At 70.7% G+C, this 15,896-nt stretch carries 17 protein-coding genes and 1 tRNA gene; 9 read left to right on the forward strand and 9 right to left on the reverse strand.

Annotated features, from left to right (window positions below):
• Positions 1-5 precede the first annotated feature (5 nt).
• Together OG361_RS00495 and OG361_RS00500 are read left to right on the forward strand one after the other, a co-directional pair.
• Positions 6-269 (forward strand): metal-sensitive transcriptional regulator, encoded by a 264-nt coding sequence (locus OG361_RS00495; RefSeq protein ID WP_405851247.1) that lies wholly within the window; start codon positions 6-8, stop codon positions 267-269.
• Positions 270-361: 92 nt separating this feature from the next.
• A tRNA-Trp gene (locus tag OG361_RS00500) sits at positions 362-438 on the forward strand.
• Between the two features lie 101 nt (positions 439-539).
• Here the strand turns inward: OG361_RS00500 and OG361_RS00505 are convergent.
• Positions 540-782, reverse strand: a complete 243-nt coding sequence (locus OG361_RS00505; protein WP_405851248.1) for a DUF6332 family protein — start codon at positions 780-782, stop codon at positions 540-542.
• A gap of 77 nt (positions 783-859) precedes the next feature.
• Positions 860-1,285: a DUF6223 family protein gene (locus OG361_RS00510; RefSeq protein ID WP_405851249.1), complete on the reverse strand. Its 426-nt coding sequence runs from the start codon at positions 1,283-1,285 to the stop codon at positions 860-862.
• A gap of 198 nt (positions 1,286-1,483) precedes the next feature.
• On the opposite strand from OG361_RS00510, the gene OG361_RS00515 reads away from it, so the two are divergent.
• From OG361_RS00515 to OG361_RS00530, 4 genes are all read left to right on the forward strand, one after another.
• The gene (locus OG361_RS00515; protein ID WP_405851250.1) at positions 1,484-2,665 is read left to right on the forward strand and encodes a sensor histidine kinase; all 1,182 of its coding nucleotides are present in this window, start codon (positions 1,484-1,486) and stop codon (positions 2,663-2,665) included.
• Complete coding sequence (locus tag OG361_RS00520) at positions 2,662-3,330, forward strand: response regulator (protein ID WP_405851252.1); 669 nt, start codon at positions 2,662-2,664, stop codon at positions 3,328-3,330. The genes OG361_RS00515 and OG361_RS00520 overlap by 4 nt, the downstream gene beginning before the upstream one ends.
• A 140-nt stretch (positions 3,331-3,470) precedes the next feature.
• Entirely contained in the window at positions 3,471-4,268 is a 798-nt protein-coding gene (locus tag OG361_RS00525; RefSeq protein ID WP_405851253.1) for a thymidylate synthase, read from the forward strand.
• Between the two features lie 32 nt (positions 4,269-4,300).
• Positions 4,301-4,807, forward strand: coding sequence for a dihydrofolate reductase (locus OG361_RS00530; RefSeq protein ID WP_405851254.1), 507 nt, complete (start codon positions 4,301-4,303; stop codon positions 4,805-4,807).
• A 280-nt stretch (positions 4,808-5,087) separates the two neighbouring features.
• On the opposite strand, the gene OG361_RS00535 is transcribed toward OG361_RS00530, so the two are convergent.
• The 5 genes from OG361_RS00535 to OG361_RS00555 all read right to left on the reverse strand — a co-directional run bounded on the left by OG361_RS00535 (position 5,088) and on the right by OG361_RS00555 (position 10,582).
• A complete protein-coding gene (locus OG361_RS00535) occupies positions 5,088-5,741 on the reverse strand; it encodes a phosphonatase-like hydrolase (protein ID WP_405851255.1) in 654 nt (217 codons plus the stop codon).
• 22 nt (positions 5,742-5,763) lie between these two features.
• Positions 5,764-6,585 carry a phosphonate ABC transporter, permease protein PhnE gene (phnE, locus tag OG361_RS00540; protein WP_405851256.1) on the reverse strand — a complete coding sequence of 274 codons (822 nt, stop codon included), beginning with the start codon at positions 6,583-6,585 and terminating at the stop codon, positions 5,764-5,766.
• A complete protein-coding gene (locus OG361_RS00545; protein WP_405851257.1) occupies positions 6,582-7,295 on the reverse strand; it encodes a phosphonate ABC transporter ATP-binding protein in 714 nt (237 codons plus the stop codon). The genes phnE and OG361_RS00545 overlap by 4 nt, the downstream gene beginning before the upstream one ends.
• Complete coding sequence (locus OG361_RS00550) at positions 7,295-8,200, reverse strand: phosphate/phosphite/phosphonate ABC transporter substrate-binding protein (RefSeq protein ID WP_405851258.1); 906 nt, start codon at positions 8,198-8,200, stop codon at positions 7,295-7,297. The genes OG361_RS00545 and OG361_RS00550 overlap by 1 nt, the downstream gene beginning before the upstream one ends.
• Positions 8,201-8,494: 294 nt before the next feature.
• Complete coding sequence (locus tag OG361_RS00555) at positions 8,495-10,582, reverse strand: alkaline phosphatase D family protein (protein ID WP_405851259.1); 2,088 nt, start codon at positions 10,580-10,582, stop codon at positions 8,495-8,497.
• A gap of 168 nt (positions 10,583-10,750) precedes the next feature.
• Here OG361_RS00555 and OG361_RS00560 point away from each other — a divergent pair, with 168 nt between their 5' ends.
• Entirely contained in the window at positions 10,751-11,479 is a 729-nt protein-coding gene (locus OG361_RS00560; RefSeq protein ID WP_405851260.1) for a GntR family transcriptional regulator, read from the forward strand.
• Positions 11,480-11,493: 14 nt separating this feature from the next.
• On the opposite strand, the gene OG361_RS00565 is transcribed toward OG361_RS00560, so the two are convergent.
• On the reverse strand, positions 11,494-12,585 hold the full coding sequence (locus OG361_RS00565; RefSeq protein ID WP_405851261.1) for a zinc-binding dehydrogenase: 1,092 nt from the start codon (positions 12,583-12,585) through the stop codon (positions 11,494-11,496).
• A gap of 322 nt (positions 12,586-12,907) precedes the next feature.
• Between OG361_RS00565 and OG361_RS00570 the strand changes: the two genes are divergently transcribed.
• On the forward strand, positions 12,908-14,068 hold the full coding sequence (locus OG361_RS00570) for a S1 family peptidase (protein WP_405851262.1): 1,161 nt from the start codon (positions 12,908-12,910) through the stop codon (positions 14,066-14,068).
• 92 nt (positions 14,069-14,160) lie between these two features.
• Here OG361_RS00570 and OG361_RS00575 read toward each other — a convergent pair whose 3' ends face one another.
• A complete protein-coding gene (locus tag OG361_RS00575) occupies positions 14,161-15,117 on the reverse strand; it encodes an NmrA/HSCARG family protein (protein ID WP_405851263.1) in 957 nt (318 codons plus the stop codon).
• Between the two features lie 391 nt (positions 15,118-15,508).
• Here OG361_RS00575 and OG361_RS00580 point away from each other — a divergent pair, with 391 nt between their 5' ends.
• The gene (locus OG361_RS00580; RefSeq protein ID WP_405851264.1) at positions 15,509-15,832 is read left to right on the forward strand and encodes a plasmid stabilization protein; all 324 of its coding nucleotides are present in this window, start codon (positions 15,509-15,511) and stop codon (positions 15,830-15,832) included.
• Positions 15,833-15,896 lie beyond the last annotated feature (64 nt).

Genomic DNA, 15,896 nt, shown 5'->3' on the forward strand with positions numbered 1-15,896 from the left:
TCTCCGTGCAGGTGGACGAAGAATCGGTACGCCCTGTCCTGAACCGTCTGCGGCGCGCCCAGGGACAGCTGGCCGCGGTGATCGCGATGGTGGAGTCGGGCCGCGACTGCAAGGACGTCGTCACCCAACTGGCCGCCGTCTCCCGGGCCCTGGACCGGGCCGGCTTCAAGATCGTGGCGAGCGGAATGCGGCAGTGCCTCGCCGACGACTCCGACTCCCCGCCCATGACGCAGGAGGAACTGGAGAAACTCTTCCTCACCCTCGCCTGACCGATGGCGCCGACAAGCTTTCACCCCACCAGAGCCACTCGAAATCGGGTGGCGCCGAGATCCACCAGAGTGCAAAGCTGACTGCACACCGAAGGGGTGTAGCTCAGATGGCCAGAGCGCCGGTCTCCAAAACCGGATGTCGCAGGTTCGACTCCTGTCACCCCTGCCAACCGTGTCCATCGACCTCTGGGTCGACGACCAAATACTCCCGGTCAAGGGTGTGCTGGTACGAGCGGCCGTCAGCCGGCCGACCCATACGACGGGGGCGTGTCAGCGGTCCTGTCCGTGTCGCCGGAGGACATGAATGACACGGATCACCGCCAGAACCCCGGCAACCGAAGCCCCCGCGACCAGGAGGAACTTCTCCACCGCAGGAGGAAGGTTCCAGACAGCGGCAGGCCCGGCGATCGCCGCGAACACGAGAGCGCCGAGGAAGCACGCGCTCAACAACGCGTAGCCGATCTCTACCGTGATCTCGTCCCGTTCGGCCTGGCTCCGTCGTCTCGCTGTCATAGCCGAAGCATTGCACTGGGGCGGCTCGTGATCCAAGAGAACAGCCGACCAGGCCGGGGACGTTCGGTGCCTGTCGGTCAACGGGTGTGGCGGGAGTGGGCCAGGGCCCGCCCGCCGAGGGACGTGGCGATCAGTCCGAGCAAGAGGGCCACGTAGGCTCCGCCCAGTCCGTTGCCGGTGCCGAGACCGCCGTCCGCGGTGGCCGCCACCAGCCCGCCGAGGGTCGCGCCGATCAGACCCGCGGCAATGGCCACCGCTCCCCCGAGTGATCCGTTGGCAGTGCCGAGACGACCGGTGGGGCGGGCCGACGCCAGTACGGCGATGACCACGCCGGCCAGTGCCACCAGCCCGCCCGCGGCGGCCCCGAGTCGCCCGAGGCCGAAGTCGTAGACACTGGCCGCGACCGGCTGAGCCGAGGCGTGTGCCGCTGCCGGTGCGGCGACACCGAGAGCTGCGAACAGGGCGGTTGCCGCGGCGGCGGTGAACAGGCGACGAGCGGACATCGAGGTGCTCCTTGTCTTCCCATGACTGGATGTCGTCCGAGCATGTCGGCCCGGCCCACGCCAGGTCGTCCCACAGGCGCAGGCACTTCGCGCTACCGCGAACGCGGCAGGCGCCGTGAAAGTACTGCGTGCGCGGTAGTCGGCCGCTCGTCCGTGAGCGGGATCCGACCCGTCCGGGCGTCCGGCTAGGGTGCGTTCATGAGCAAGGGGCACTTCGTTGTTCGGGCCGAGGTCAGAGACTGGCTGGTGGCGGCAGGTGTGGCGGCGGCGCTGCTGGCCACCGGGGTGTCCGGACAGCACTCCGCCACGGGACTCGACCTGCTCGGCTACGCACTGCTGGTGGCCGGCGGTCTGGCGCTGGGCTTCGGTCGCAGGGCTCCGGTTCCCGTCCTGGCTGTCACCGGGGTGTGCGCGGTGGCCTACCAGGCGGCCGGTCTCGACGTGCCCGCCGTCGCGTTCCTCTTCGCGGTGTACGCGGCCATGCGGGCGGGACACCGGACGATCACGACGGTGGCGAGCGTGGCCGTGCTGGCCGCACTCCCCCTCGCGGCTCTGGTCTCCGGCACGCACACCACGGGCGAGGCGTTCGCGCAGGCCCGCGGCGCCCTGGAGATCGCCTGGCTGATCGCCGCCGGCGCCGCCGGCGAAGCGCTGCGGCAGGCCGAGCGGCGGGCGGACGAGGCCGAGCGCACCCGGGAGGAGACCGCGCGGCGCCGCGCCGACGAGGAACGGCTGCACATCGCGCGGGAGCTGCACGATTCGCTCACCCACCAGATCTCGGTGATCAAGGTGCAGTCGGAGGTCGCCGTCCACGTGGCCCGCAAGCGGGGCGAGCAGGTGCCGGAGGCGCTGCTCGCGATCCGGGAGGCCGGCCGTGAGGCAGCCCGGGAGCTCCGGGCGACGCTGGAGGCCCTGCGCGACGACGACACGAGCCCGCCGCACGGGCTCGATCACCTACCCGACCTCGTGGAGCGGGCCGCGAGGACCGCAGTGGAGACGACGCTGACGATCGAGGGACAGCGGCGCGAGGTGCCGGCAGCGGTGGGCCGAACCGTCTACCGGATCGTCCAGGAGTCGCTCACCAACATCGCCCGTCACGCCGAGGCCACCACGGCCTCGGTCCGTATCGACTACCGGCCGGACGCTGTCGCCGTCCAGGTCGACGACGACGGCAAGGCCAGGCCGGACACCACCCCGGTACCGGGCATCGGACTGCTCGGGATGCGCGAACGCGTCACCGCCCTGGGAGGCCACCTCCGGGCCGCACCGCGCGACGAGGGTGGCTTCACCGTCAGGGCCGTACTCCCCGTGCTCCCCGAGTTCCAGGAATTCCCAGGAATCCAGGAATTCCCCTCAACCCCCTTGGGACGAGTCTCGTGATCCGTGTCCTGCTGGTCGACGACCAGCCCCTCATCCGCAGCGGATTCCGCGCGTTCCTCGACCTCGAAGACGACATCGAGGTGGTGGCCGAGGCTGCCAACGGCATCGAAGCTCTGGCGCTCGTCGCAGAACACCTGCCCGACATCGTTCTCGTCGACATCCAGATGCCGGTCCTCGACGGCATCGAGACGACCCGGCGCATCGCCGCCGACCCGACCCTGGCCGGAGTGCACGTCGTCATCCTGACCAACTACGGGCTGGACGAATACGTGTTCCACGCCCTGCGGGCCGGCGCCGCCGGATTCCTCGTCAAGGACATCGTGCCGGAGGACTTCCTGCACGCTGTCCGCGTGGCCGCGCGCGGTGACGCCCTGCTCGCCCCGTCGATCACCCGCAAGCTGATCAACCGGTACGTCACCCAGCCACTGCCCGGCACCACCGGCCCGGGACTGGAAGAGCTCACCGGTCGCGAACGCGAGGCCATCGTTCTGGTTGCGCACGGACTGTCGAACGACGAGATCGCGGACCGTATGGTGATCAGCCCGCTGACCGCGAAGACCCATGTCAACCGGGCCATGACCAAGCTCCACGCCCGCGACCGCGCCCAGCTCGTGGTTCTCGCCTACGAATCCGGCCTGGTCACCCCGCGGCAGAACCGCGTCTGAACCACGCCCCCTGTCGGCGCTCGACCCGCAGGAAGGTGCGCCCGGTCCTTCCCCTCACGGAGCGTCACCGGCCGCTTCCCTCTCCGCAGGAGTCGGGGCCCGTCGAATGCGCCCCGCGTCCGGCAGTAGACTCGACGGTCGTGGCGGACACCCAGTACGAAGACCTGTTGAAGCTCACGCTCGCGTCGGGGACGGCCAAGGCCGACCGGACGGGCACCGGCACCCGGAGTGTCTTCGGGCACCAACTCCGTTATGACCTTTCGGAGGGGTTTCCGCTGGTCACGACCAAGAAAGTGCACCTCAAGTCCATCGTGTACGAGCTGCTGTGGTTCCTGCGCGGCGACTCGAACGTCGGTTGGCTGCGGGAGAACGGCGTGACCATCTGGGACGAGTGGGCGGACGAGAAGGGCGAGCTGGGCCCCGTCTACGGCGTCCAGTGGCGCTCCTGGCCCGCGCCCGACGGCAGGCACATCGACCAGATCAGCCAGGTGCTCGACACCCTGCGCCACGACCCGGACTCCCGCCGGATCATCGTCTCCGCCTGGAACGTCGCCGATCTGGACCGGATGGCACTCGCCCCGTGCCACGCCTTCTTCCAGTTCTACGTCGCCGACGGCAGACTCTCCTGCCATCTCTACCAGCGCAGCGCGGACCTGTTCCTCGGCGTTCCGTTCAACATCGCCAGCTACGCCCTGCTCACCCACATGGTGGCGCAGCAGACGGGTCTCCAGCCGGGCGACTTCGTCTGGACGGGCGGCGACTGCCACATCTACGACAACCACGTCGAGCAGGTCACCGAACAGCTCTCGCGCACCCCGTACGCGTTCCCCGAGCTGCGTCTGCGCAAGGCCGACTCGCTCTTCGACTACGCCTACTCCGACGTGGAGGTGCTGGGCTACCGGCACCACCCCGCCATCAAGGCGCCGGTGGCGGTGTGAACAGCGGCATGAACAGCGGTATGAACGATGGTGTGAGCATCGGGCTGATCTGGGCGCAGACCCCCGAGGGCGTGATCGGCTCGGGCAACGCGATTCCGTGGCGCCTTCCCGAGGACATGGCGCACTTCAAGGCGACCACCCTCGGCCGGCCCGTGATCATGGGGCGCAAGACCTGGGACTCGCTGCCCGCGCGTTTCCGTCCGCTGCCCGGGCGACGCAACATCGTGGTGACCCGCGATCCGCACTGGGCGTCCGAGGGCGCGGAGCGCGCCGGGTCCATCGACACGGCGCTGGAACTGGCGGCCGAGTCGCCGGGGCCGACCGGCGCGGCCACTGCCTGGGTGATCGGCGGTGGTGAGATCTACCGTGCCGCCCTGCCGTACGCCAGGACACTCTCGGTGACGGAGGTCGACACGTCGGTGACCGGCGACACCTACGCCCCCGCACTCGATCCGACGTGGCAGACCGTCGAGGACACCGGCTGGCAGCGCTCCACGACGGAACTGCGCTACCGCATCCGCCGATACATCCGGCCCTGACCGGCGGTCCGGCCCTCCACGACCCTCTACGGCTCCGACGACGTTTTCAGCCGCGGCGCCCCGGTCGTGCGTCGTACGGGGCGGACCGGGTGCCGTCGACGCCGACCTCGATGGTCAACCGCCTCCACGAGAAGGTCCTGTGGAGCATGCGCGGCAACGTCGTCGACGTTCCTCGCCGTCTGCGTCACCGACGGCGGCAGCCGCCGGGGCGGGAAGGCGTCCAGGTCTACGCCACCCTCCCCGGCGCCGCGGCCGCGGAACCGCGCCGGCCCGGTCGGCGTCACCCCCGCAGGAGGGCCGGGATGTCGGCGACTCCGTCGAGGACGTGCGTGGGCCGCTCGGCGGTGAGTTCCTCGCACGACTGGGCGCCGGTGAGGACTCCCGCGACCACTCCGGCCCGGGCCGCCCGGCCCGCGCGGATGTCCAGCGCGGTGTCGCCCGCGACCAGCACCTCAGCGGGGTCGGTGACCCCCACGATCTCCATGGCGCGGTGGATCATGTGCGGATGAGGCCGCCCGGCGGCGACCTCGGAGGCGCAGACGACTGCGTCGAGTTGGTCGCCGACGTGCCAGTCGAGGGCGGCGAGCAGAGGGTCGGTGACCTGACGGTCGAAGCCGGTGGTGAGGGCGACGCGGACGCCCGCGGCGCGGAGCGCGGCGAGTGCCTCGGGGACGCCGGGCAGCGGCGCGGGGCGGATCATGGCGTACGCGTCGTGCAGGCGGCTGACGAAAGCGGTGTGCAGGTCCTCCACGGCGTCCGGGTCACCGGTGAGAGCCGCGAGCGCCTCGCGCTTGTCGGCGCCCATCCAGCGGCGCAGGGCCGCGTCGTCCACGGGAGTGCCGTGATCCTCGACCACGGCGGCGAGCACGTCGTAGACGGCGTTCTTCTCGTCCACCGTGGTTCCGGCGATGTCGAGTACGGCCAGGGTGATCATGGGTGTTCCTTCGGAGACGGGGTCAGGAGAGACGCTTGCGGACGGTCGCGGACAGGCGATCGACGGCCACGATCAGGACGACGACCACGAGGATGTGGGTGAGCATCTCGTCGAACTTGAAGAGCCGGATCGACTGGTTGATGAGGAATCCGATACCGCCGGCGCCGACCAGGCCGAGCACGAGCGATGAGCGGACGTTGACGTCGAACCGGTACAACAGCAGGCCGGCGAGCTGAGGCGTCACCGTCGGCAGCAGGGCGTGCGCGGCGATCTGGATCCGGCCCGCGCCGGCCGAGCGCAGCACCTGCGAAGGCCCGGGGTCGGCGTCCTCCAGGGCCTCGGCCCAGAGCTTGCCCATCACCCCTACGTTGTGGCAGACGAGCGCCAGCACGCCGGGGAACGGCCCGAGACCGACGGCCGTGACGAAGATCAGCGCGAACACCACGTCGGGTACGGCCCGCAGGAACGAGAGCACGGACCGCGCCCCCTGGTAGGCCGAGCCGGAGGGCGAGGTGCCGCGCGCCGCGAGCAGGGCGAGCACCAGCGAGAACGGGATGGACAGCGTCGTGCCGAGCAGGCCGATCCACAGGGTGACGAGCGCGCCGGACAGGCTGGGTTCGAGAACCTCCCACGACAGGTCGGGAGGGAATGCCTCGGCGAGGAAGTCGGCCATGCCGCGCCATCCTTCGACGAGCGCGCCGAACGACACTTCGGTGGTGTTCCAGGCGATCACGTGCGCGATCACCACCACGGCGGTGACGGCCGTGACGATCGCGTCCCTGCGGGGGCGGCGCGGCTTCGGGGGGACGGGGAGGCGGCGTACGCCGTCGTGGACGAGGGTCATGACACGGCCTCCGCGACCATCGGCTGGTACAGGACGTCGACGTTCTGCTGAGGGTGCCCGTCGAGGACGACCCGTCCCTCGCGCAGGCCCACGACCCGGTCGGCGTGGCGGGCAGCGAGCGAGGGCTGGTGCAGTACCGCGAGGACGGCGAGCTGCTCGACGTGCGCGAGCTCGGCGAGCAGGGCGAGGACCTGCTCGGACGCCGCGGGGTCGAGCGCGGACACCGGCTCGTCGGCGAGCAGGACACGGGGCCGCTGGCACATGGCCCGGGCGACGGCCACGCGCTGCTGCTGGCCTCCGGAGAGGCTGCCCGCCCGGTCGTGGGCGCGGTCGGCCAGGCCGACGCGGTCGAGGCACGCCATGGCCTCCTCTCGCAGCTCACGGGGGAACAGGGCGGGAAGGAGCGACTGCCGGAGCGAGAGGCGGCCGAGGCCGCCGGCGCACACGTTGTCCAGGACGGTGCGACGGCGGACGAGATGGACGTGCTGGAAGATCATGGCGATGTCGAGGGGGCCCGCGGGCTTGCCGTCCACGGTGACGTGGCCGGATTCCATCGGTTCCAGACGGGCGGCGGCGCGGAGCAGGGTGGACTTGCCGCAGCCGTTGGCGCCGAGAACGGTGAGGAGTTCGCCGCGGGCGACGGCGAGGTCCACACCGTGCAGGACGCGTCGCTCGCCGTACTGCACGGTGATACCGGACAGGGCGAGCATCAGACGTCCTTCTCGGAGAGCTTCAGCGTCTCGGCGAGATCGAAGAGGGGCTGGTACGTGGACTTGTCGACGGGCACCAGGGGTCCGGGCGGGCTGACGTCGAGCAGCGCGCCGATCTCCGCGATCTTGGCCGGCGGGAGCTCCAGCAGCGCGTCGCGTACGGCCTTCTTGAACTCCGGGGAGTGATCGCCCCGGACGGTGATCGGATCGTTGGGGATCGGGTCCGAGCTCCACACTCTCCGGAACTTGTCCGGGTCGAACGTGCCCGCATCGGTGGCGCTCCCCAGCTGCTGGGAGTTGATCTCGGCGGCGTCGACCGCGCCGTTCTTCAGGGCGAGCAGGGCCTCGGGGTGGCCGCCGGCGTAGTTGATCTTGATGTCGTCCTTCGCCAGGCCGGCGTCCATGAGGGCCTTGCGCGGCAGGGCGTCGCCGGAGGTGGAACCGGGAGAACCGAGGGCAAGCGTGCGACCCTTGAGCTGTTCTATGGAGGTGACGGGAGAGTCCTTGGCCACCCAGATGCCGGCCGTGTAGCTGGACAGCTTTCCGTTCGCGTCGCCGAACGAGGCCACCGCCTCGGCGCCGGCGCGCTTCTCCGCGAAGACGTAGCCGAGAGGGCCGAAGATGCCTATGTCGAGCTTGCGGTTCTGCATGGCGAGGACTTCGGCGGAGTAGTCCTCGGTGACGGTCAGCTCGACAGGACAGTTCAGCTTCTCGCCGAGGGAGTCGGCGAGGACCTTCGCGGCGGGAGTGAGGCGCGCGGGGTCTTCGAAGGGCTCGACCCCGAACCGGATCTTGCCGTTGGGGCAGGTCGCGGACTCCACCTCGGAGGAGCCGCCACCTCCGCAGGCGGTCAGGGCAAGGGCCGCGACGAGTGAGCCGGCGAGGGCGAGACGACGGACGGACACGATGAACTCCGAATGGGGGTAAGCGGTACAGGGGAGGGGCGGTGATGCGGCGGAGATCTCGCCGGGCCGGCCACGAGAAAGGTGACACTGCTGGCCGACCCGGGTCAAGATCATGTATCTACAAGTCATCGGCTGTTCACTTTGGACCCGCCCATGGCGGACGGAGTCCCATACAGCCCACTGCGGAGTCCCACAGGTCATGGCGAGGTTCCGCAGGTCATGGCGGGGTTCCGCACGCCGTGGCGGGGGTTCCACAGGTCATGGCGGGGTTCCGCCCGCCATGACGGGGTGGGGTCAGGCCGGCGGGTGGCCGAGCTCGGCGGCCGTGCGGCGCACCTCGAAGAGGCGTCGTCCGTCACGGTTGATCCAGGTCGCGGTGAGCGTCGGTATCGCGACGGTGGTGTCGGCCACCAGCTTCAGGAACACATGGGGCTCCACCGCGCTGTGCACGAGGTGCGGGCTCGGCACGTTCAGGCTGGGGATCGTGCTGTCGTGCAAGGGGCTGACGATGAACTGCCACAGGTCGTAACCGACGCGCGGCCCGTAGTTGAGGGCCCGGGAGACGTGGATGTCGCCGCCGATGAGGAAGCAACCGGGAATGCGCTCCTCGGCGATGAAGTCGAGCAGGGCCTCCTTCTCGTGGGCGTACGTGGCCCAGTCGTCCGACTCCCCGTTCTGCTTGTCGTCCCAGATCATGCCGCTGGCCAGGGCCTTGAAGGGCGCCGAGCTCCGCAGCAGCCGCTCTCGCAGCCAGTCCCACTGCACCCGCCCCAGACAGCCGGCCCGGGTGGGGTCGGCCCAGCTGGACTCCGTACGGCTGAACCAGCGCGGATCGAGGAGGAAGATCTCGATCGGGCCGCGACGGAACGACGTGTAGACACCGAGGCCGTCCTCTCGAGTGGTGAGGCTCCTGCCGGCGGCGTCGTGCCCGAAGGTGGCGTTGGCCCGGTAGTCCACGAACGCGGTGCGGTTGTTTCGCTTGCCCGGGTAGTCCCCGTGCTTGTCATTACCGCCGAAGTCGTGGTCGTCCCAGGTGGCCCACACCGGGCGCGACGAGATCAGCCGCGCCAGCTCGGGCTGCTGCAGGAACGTCCGGTGCTTGCGGCGGGCCACCACCAGGTCGGAGGTGTCGAGGTAGGGGGTGTCGCCGAGCATCACGAAGCTGTCGCAGCCCTCGTCCATGATCCGCGTCCACACGTGGCTCGGCGTCGACGGGGCACAGGAGCCGAGCCCCATCGTGACGACCGCGGGCTTGCCCGGGGCGGGCGCCGTGGTGAAGGAACCGGTCAGCGGGGTGAAGCCGGTGGCGGGATCCCGGGGCGCGATGGAGAGCTCGTACAGGGTGTCCGGGCGCAGGCCGCGCAGGTCGAAGAGGAGCGTGTTGTCGTTCGCCGTGGAGAGCGAGGTCTCGACGGAGCGCGCCGCGCCCCGCTCCCTCCGGAACGTGCACACCCAGCGGGTGTGCAGCGTGGGGTCGAGGCCGGGCCGGGCCCAGACACGGGCGGTGCTGAAGTCGACGTGACCGACGAGCGGGCCGGTCGCCGGATCGGGCGGCATGGGCGTCGGCGTCACGGGAGGCGCGGTCCCCTCCCGCACGAGGGCCACATAGTGGGCGAGCGCCTCGAAGAAGGCGACGCTGTCCGCCACCGCGGCCTCCGGCTGGATCGGTGCGCCGGTGGCGTCGAAGCACTTGTCGACGGTCAGGCTGCCGACCAGGAACCTGCCGCGCCCGTGCGCGCCCTCCAGCAGCGCGGGCGGGTAGCCGTGGGCCGCGCAGGCCATCAGGACGCGCATGGAGCGCCACTCCCCCAGGGTCTCCCAGCTGACCCGGATCGCGGAACCGCGACCGGTGAACAGCCGGCCGTCGCTGGTGCGCAGTCCCGCGACGAGAGGGTGGCCGACGGCGACGGGGTGGATCGTGTCGTAGTCGGCGTCGGTGCGCACAGCGCCCAGGGAATCGGGCAGATACGTCACCGCCGCCCCGAGCTGGTCGGACTGCGCCAGATCCAGGACGACGCCGCCGCCCTCGGCGAAGACGCGCAGCGACTCGGCCTGGGCGGACACGTAAGTGGTGTAGCGGGAGTCGTTGTTCGTGAAGCTGCCGAAGGCGATCAGGTCGACCGCCTCGGGCTGGTCCGTGGCCGGCCTGGTGAGATCCAGGGGAACGACGGTGAAGCCGGCCCGTCGCAGGAGCTCGGCCAGGCCCGTGGCCCTGGTCCACTGATCGGCGTACTCCAGCACGGCGGCACGGGGCGGGCCGTCCTCGCCGGGTGCGCTTGCCGTCGCCGTCGCCGCCGTCGCGGTGGCGGGGGCGGCCACGGCCAGGGCGGAGGCGACGCCACCTGCCAGCAGCAGCCTTCTCTCGAAGCCCTTCGCGGTCATCTTCAGTCCTCTCGGAGGGGCGCACCGTGATGCGCCGGGACGGGTCCGGGAGGAACGCTGGCAGAGGAGGTCCACCGAATACAACAACTTGTATTTACAAGCCATCTGATGTTCACCTCGGAGCGAGTGCCGCTGAGCTCAAGACGCCGACCTAGTAAGGTCAAGTTCATGGCGACACCGCTGCACACAACCATCGCGAGCGCACTGCGACAGCGCATCCGACGCGGAGAGCTCCGTGTCGGTGAGCCGCTTCCCTCCGAGTCGCAGCTGTGCGAGGAGTTCTCCGCGTCGCGCGGCCCCGTACGACAGGCCCTGGCCGCCCTGCGGGAGGAGGGGCTGATCGGCGGTGGTCAGGGCAAGCGCGCGGTCGTGCTCGACGCCGTACCGGCCCAGCCCTTCGAGTCGTTCCTCTCCTTCACCCGACGCGCCGAACTGACCGGGTACGCCCCGGGGCAGCGCCTCCAGGAGATCGCGCTCCGCCGGCCCGAGTCGGAGGTCGCCGCCGCCCTCCAGGTCGACCAGGACGACCTCGCCGTCCAACTGCTGCGCCTGCGGCTCCTCGACGGCCGCCCCGCCATGCTGGAGCGCATGACCTACACGGCGTCCGTCGGCCGCCTCCTCTTCGACGCCGACCTCGACGCGGGTTCGATCTACGCGGTGCTCACGGAGCAGGGCGTGGATCTCCACTCCGCCCGCCACACCTTCGACGCGGTCGCGGCCGACGCCACCGACGCGCGCCTCCTGGAGGTGCCCGAGGGCTCCCCGCTCCTGCGGGAACGGCGCCTCACCACCGACTCCGCCGGGGTTCCGATCGAATGGTCGGACGACCGCTACCGCCCCGACGTCGCCACCGTGACGGTGACCAACACGCGGAGTTCACGCACCGTCATGCTGTGACGGGCCAAGGCGCGTCACAGCGACGGGACGATCGCCTGCCGCGGCTCGACGGCAAGCCGGGCGGCGGCCACGGCCTCGTCCAGAGCGTCCAGGGAGTAGGACCCGCCGACGAGTTCGGCGAACGGGTAGTCGCGGTGGTGGGCGGAGAGGAAGTCCACCGCCTTCCGGAGGTCCTCCGCGCGGTAGTTGTGGACACCGACGACCGTGTGGAGACCGCGGACCACCCGCTCGGCGTCGAGCGGGACCGGGTCCCCCGGTGACACCGAGCCCGCGAGCACCGCGGTGCCGCCCACCGCGAGCGAGTCCAGGCAGGCCCCGACCCCCTCGGGCCGACCCGACAACTCCAGCGCCACATCGATGTCCCGGGGCTCCGCCCCGGTGTCCCTCACCTCCGACGCGCCGAACCGCAGGGCCTGTTCCCGCCTGGCCGGCTCGGGGTCCACGGCGATGACGTGAGCGCCGGCCTCCCGGGCCATCGCCACGGCGGTCACGCCCAGCATGCCCGCGCCGGCGACCAGGACCTGACGTCCTGCGAGCGGTCCCGCCGCCCTCAGCGCGGCGGCGACTGTCGCGGTGGCGCACGAGGCCGGGCTTGCCACGACGTCGGGGACGTCGTCGGGAACGGCGACGACGTCCGTACCGGGCAACAGCACGCAGTGCGTCGCGAAGCCCCCGGTCAGCGGCGCCCGCTCGTCCCACGGCTCGTGCCCGTACTTCCGCAGCCCCCGGCACTTCTGGGGCATGCCGTCCCGGCACCGGTCGCACGAGCGGCAGGAGGCGGTGACCGACCACACGACCCGCATGCCGGTCACCACGGGCGCCCCGTCCACGCAGCGCGGACCCCCGTCCCCGACGCCGACCACGGTTCCCACCTGTTCGTGGCCGAGCAGGGCGGGCACCGGGGAGGGCCGTCGGCCGCCGACGGTGTGCAGGTCGCTGCCGCACACCGTCGCGAGATCGACGCGCACCAGGACCTCTCCGGGGCCGGGTGTACGGGGTGTGCGGACGGCTACGACAGAGAAGGGCCGCCCCACCCCCTCCCACCGCGCGCAACGGCTGAGGACAGGGTCTTGAGGAAGTGTCAGAGGTGTCACGCCTGCCAACATGCCACGCGGTCGACCGCCGAGCAAGCAAATGTATTGACAAGTTTTCCCACCCATTCCCGCACAAAGCGGCACTTACCCCACGATGATCGAGTTCTCGTAGTGACATGTTTCCCTACTGTTCGGCTCGGCGACGTTCGCGGCGGAGCTGATCTCCGCACAGGCACTTGACGGCGTCGGAGGCGGGCGGTGGCCGCGGGCCGCCGCTGGAGCCGCGTGACCAGCGGTCAGATTTTGGTATGGACCTGCCAAGTTCGAATCGCTAGCATGACGTCGCTCATTGAGAGCGCTCTCAAGCGTTCGACTCCCCCCACCAGGAGGTCTCGTGAAACGCACCACCCCCCTGCGCGCCGCCGTCGCCGCCCTGCTCCTGACGGTCGGTCTGGGTGCCGCCCACGCAGGCGCGGCGAACGCCGCCCCTCTCCCGGACCCGGCCGCCACCGCCCCGCCCGCGTCGGCCGGACTCCTCGACGCCATGCGGCGCGACCTCGGGCTCACCGCCTCTCAGGCCGAGGAACGGCTGCGCGCCGAGAAGGCCGCGTCGGCCGCGGACAAGGCCGCCCGGCAGGCTGTGGGCGGCGCCTACGGCGGGTCGTGGTTCGAGCCGGGCACCGGCCGGCTCGTCGTCGCCGTGACCGACCGTGCCGAGGAGGCCGCGGTACGGGCGCTGGGCGCCGACAGCCGGCTGGTCCGGCACAGCGCCGCCACGCTGGACCGGGCCAAGGCCCGCCTGGACACGCTCCGCGCGCCCGCCGGTGTGGCGAGCTGGCACGTCGACCCGCGGGCCAACAGTCTCGTCGTCACTGTCGTACGAGCCGAGCGGAACGCTCCCGCCGTACGGGAGTTCGTCGAGAAGGCCCGCTCCAACGGCCCCGTCGCCGTCACCGTCGCGGAGACGGCCGAGGCACCCCGCACGTACGCCGCGGGCACCGTCGGCGGCGACCCGTACTACACCGGCAACGTCCGCTGTTCGATCGGCTTCTCCGTGCACGGCGGCTTCGTGACGGCAGGTCACTGCGGACGGGCGGGGGCCGCGGTGCGCGGCTGGGACGGGTCCGCGATGGGCACCTTCCAGGGCTCCTCGTTCCCCGGCGACGACTACGCGTACGTCGGCATCCACAGCGGCTGGTGGACCGTGCCGGTGGTGCTCGGCTGGGGAACCATCCCGGACCAGCTGGTACGCGGCTCCGGCGAAGCGCCCGTGGGCGCGTCGATCTGCCGGTCGGGTTCCACGACCCACTGGCACTGCGGCACGGTCCTCGCCAAGAACGAGACCGTCAACTACAGCCAGGGCGCCGTTCACCAGATGACGAAGACCAGCGTCTGCGCCGAGGGCGGAGACTCCGGCGGATCGTTCCTCAGCGGTGACCAGGCGCAGGGCGTCACCTCGGGCGGCTGGGGCAACTGCTCCTCCGGCGGCCAGACGTGGTTCCAGCCCATCAACGAGATCCTCGGCCGCTACGGCCTGACACTGCACACCGCCTGACACTGCAACCGCCTGCCCTCGCAGGCCACGACGAGCGGGTCCTTCCGGGCACGGCCGCACGGGCCGCCCGGAGGGACCCGCTTCCGACCAGGTCAGGGACAAGCGGTGCGCAGCCGGTCGCGGTGCGCGGCGAGCCAGGCGGCGAAGGACTGCAAGTCCGGATCGAGGTCGCGTACGGCGGCGAGGTCGCGGGCCGCGACGAAGCGCTCCTCGCAGTCGGCGTAGTACTGGAACATGTTCCCCGCCTCGTCGGCGCCGGGAAATCCCTGGGCGCGGAACTCGTCCGGTGTCAGCGGCCTGTACCGGACCGGCTCGCCGAGCGCTTCCCCTACCGCGGTGGCCATGTCGGCGACCTTGAGGTGTTCGCCGGCGATGCTGACCGTGGCGGCGATGAAGTCGGTGCCACGGCGGAAGACGGCCAGCGCGGTCCTGCCGATGTCCGCGACGGCGATGCCGGAGAGCTTGTGGTCACCCATCGGGAAGACGAGCTGGAGGGCGCCGTCCTCGCCACGCTGCGGGGCGAAGTCGCTGAACAGGTTCTCCCAGTAGAAGGTGGTGCGCAGGTAGGTCGTCGGTACGCCTTCATCGATGAAGTACCGGTCGGCCTCCGCCTTGCCGTCGAAGTGCGGCACCTTGTAGCGCTCCTGGAGCGTCGGCATCCGGTCGTCGTCCAGCGGGATGCACGCGCGCGTGTCCTCCAGCGTGGACCAGATCGCGTGCTGGACCCCGGCATGGGAACAGGCCCGGGCGAGGGCCAGGGCCTGTTTCTTCTCCCGCTCGGCGGACATGTGCTCCCAGAAGGGAGTGACCAGATAGGCCCCGTACGCGTGCTCGAAGGCCGGGCCGAGACTGGGCGGATCGTCCATGTCCGCCGCGACGATGTCCGTGATGCCGAGGCGCTTCAGTTCCTGAGCGGGGTCCCCGTCGGGGTGGCGGGTGACGGCACGTACCGCGAATTCTTCCTCCTGATCGGCCAGGACGGCTCGGACCAGGCTGCCGCCCTGCCGGCCGGTCGCCCCGATCACCGTGATGATCTTCTTCTCGACCATGACTCGATTCGCCTCGCAGCCGCCCGCCGATCCGGCTTCCGTAGTTCGACCAGCGAACGTTCCTGATTCTCGCGGTCCGGAATCGTTCGTCCGGATCACGATCGCGTAGAGGCCTCCTTCCCGCATCCCGTCCCCTCATGCCCCTGCCCTCGGCGCCGGTCGATATGCGCCGTATCGTCGCCGTCCCCACGTGCGGTACCGACCGTTGCTCGACAGGTCCCGCCGCTCCGGAGCGAGTACCCCGAGCCGGGACCGCATCGGCGCGATCGGTCGGGGCGATCGGTCGGGGCGATCCGCTCCGCATAAGCCGCTCCCGGCCGGGCAGGCGCAGTACGGATCCGACGGATTCGTCCTCACACCTTCAGCACCGCACACGAGTCGAGGAGTCACCATGCCTCGTGGTTCCAGCCCGAAACGTGAACGGCAGTACGAGCACATCAAGGAGAGCGCGAAGCAGCGCGGCGAGAGCACGAAACGCGCCGAGGAGATCGCCGCGCGCACCGTCAACAAGGAACGCGCCCGCGCCGGGGAGTCGAAGACCGCGAGCCGTTCCTCCATCCAGGACATCTCGTCCTCCCGACGCGGTGGGCAGCGTTCCCACAGCGGTTCGCAGGGCCCCACGAAGGAGCAGCTGTACAACGAGGCGAAGCAGCGGAACATCGAGGGCCGCTCCAAGATGGACAAGTCCGAACTCAAGCGCGCCCTCGGACACTGATCCGTGAACGCCGACAGGCGTCGACATCCTGGGTAGGCGACCGTTATGAGCACCGCCGGAAGCA

The sequence above is a fragment of the Streptomyces sp. NBC_00090 genome, assembly GCF_045160815.1.
Lineage (GTDB): Bacteria > Actinomycetota > Actinomycetes > Streptomycetales > Streptomycetaceae > Streptomyces.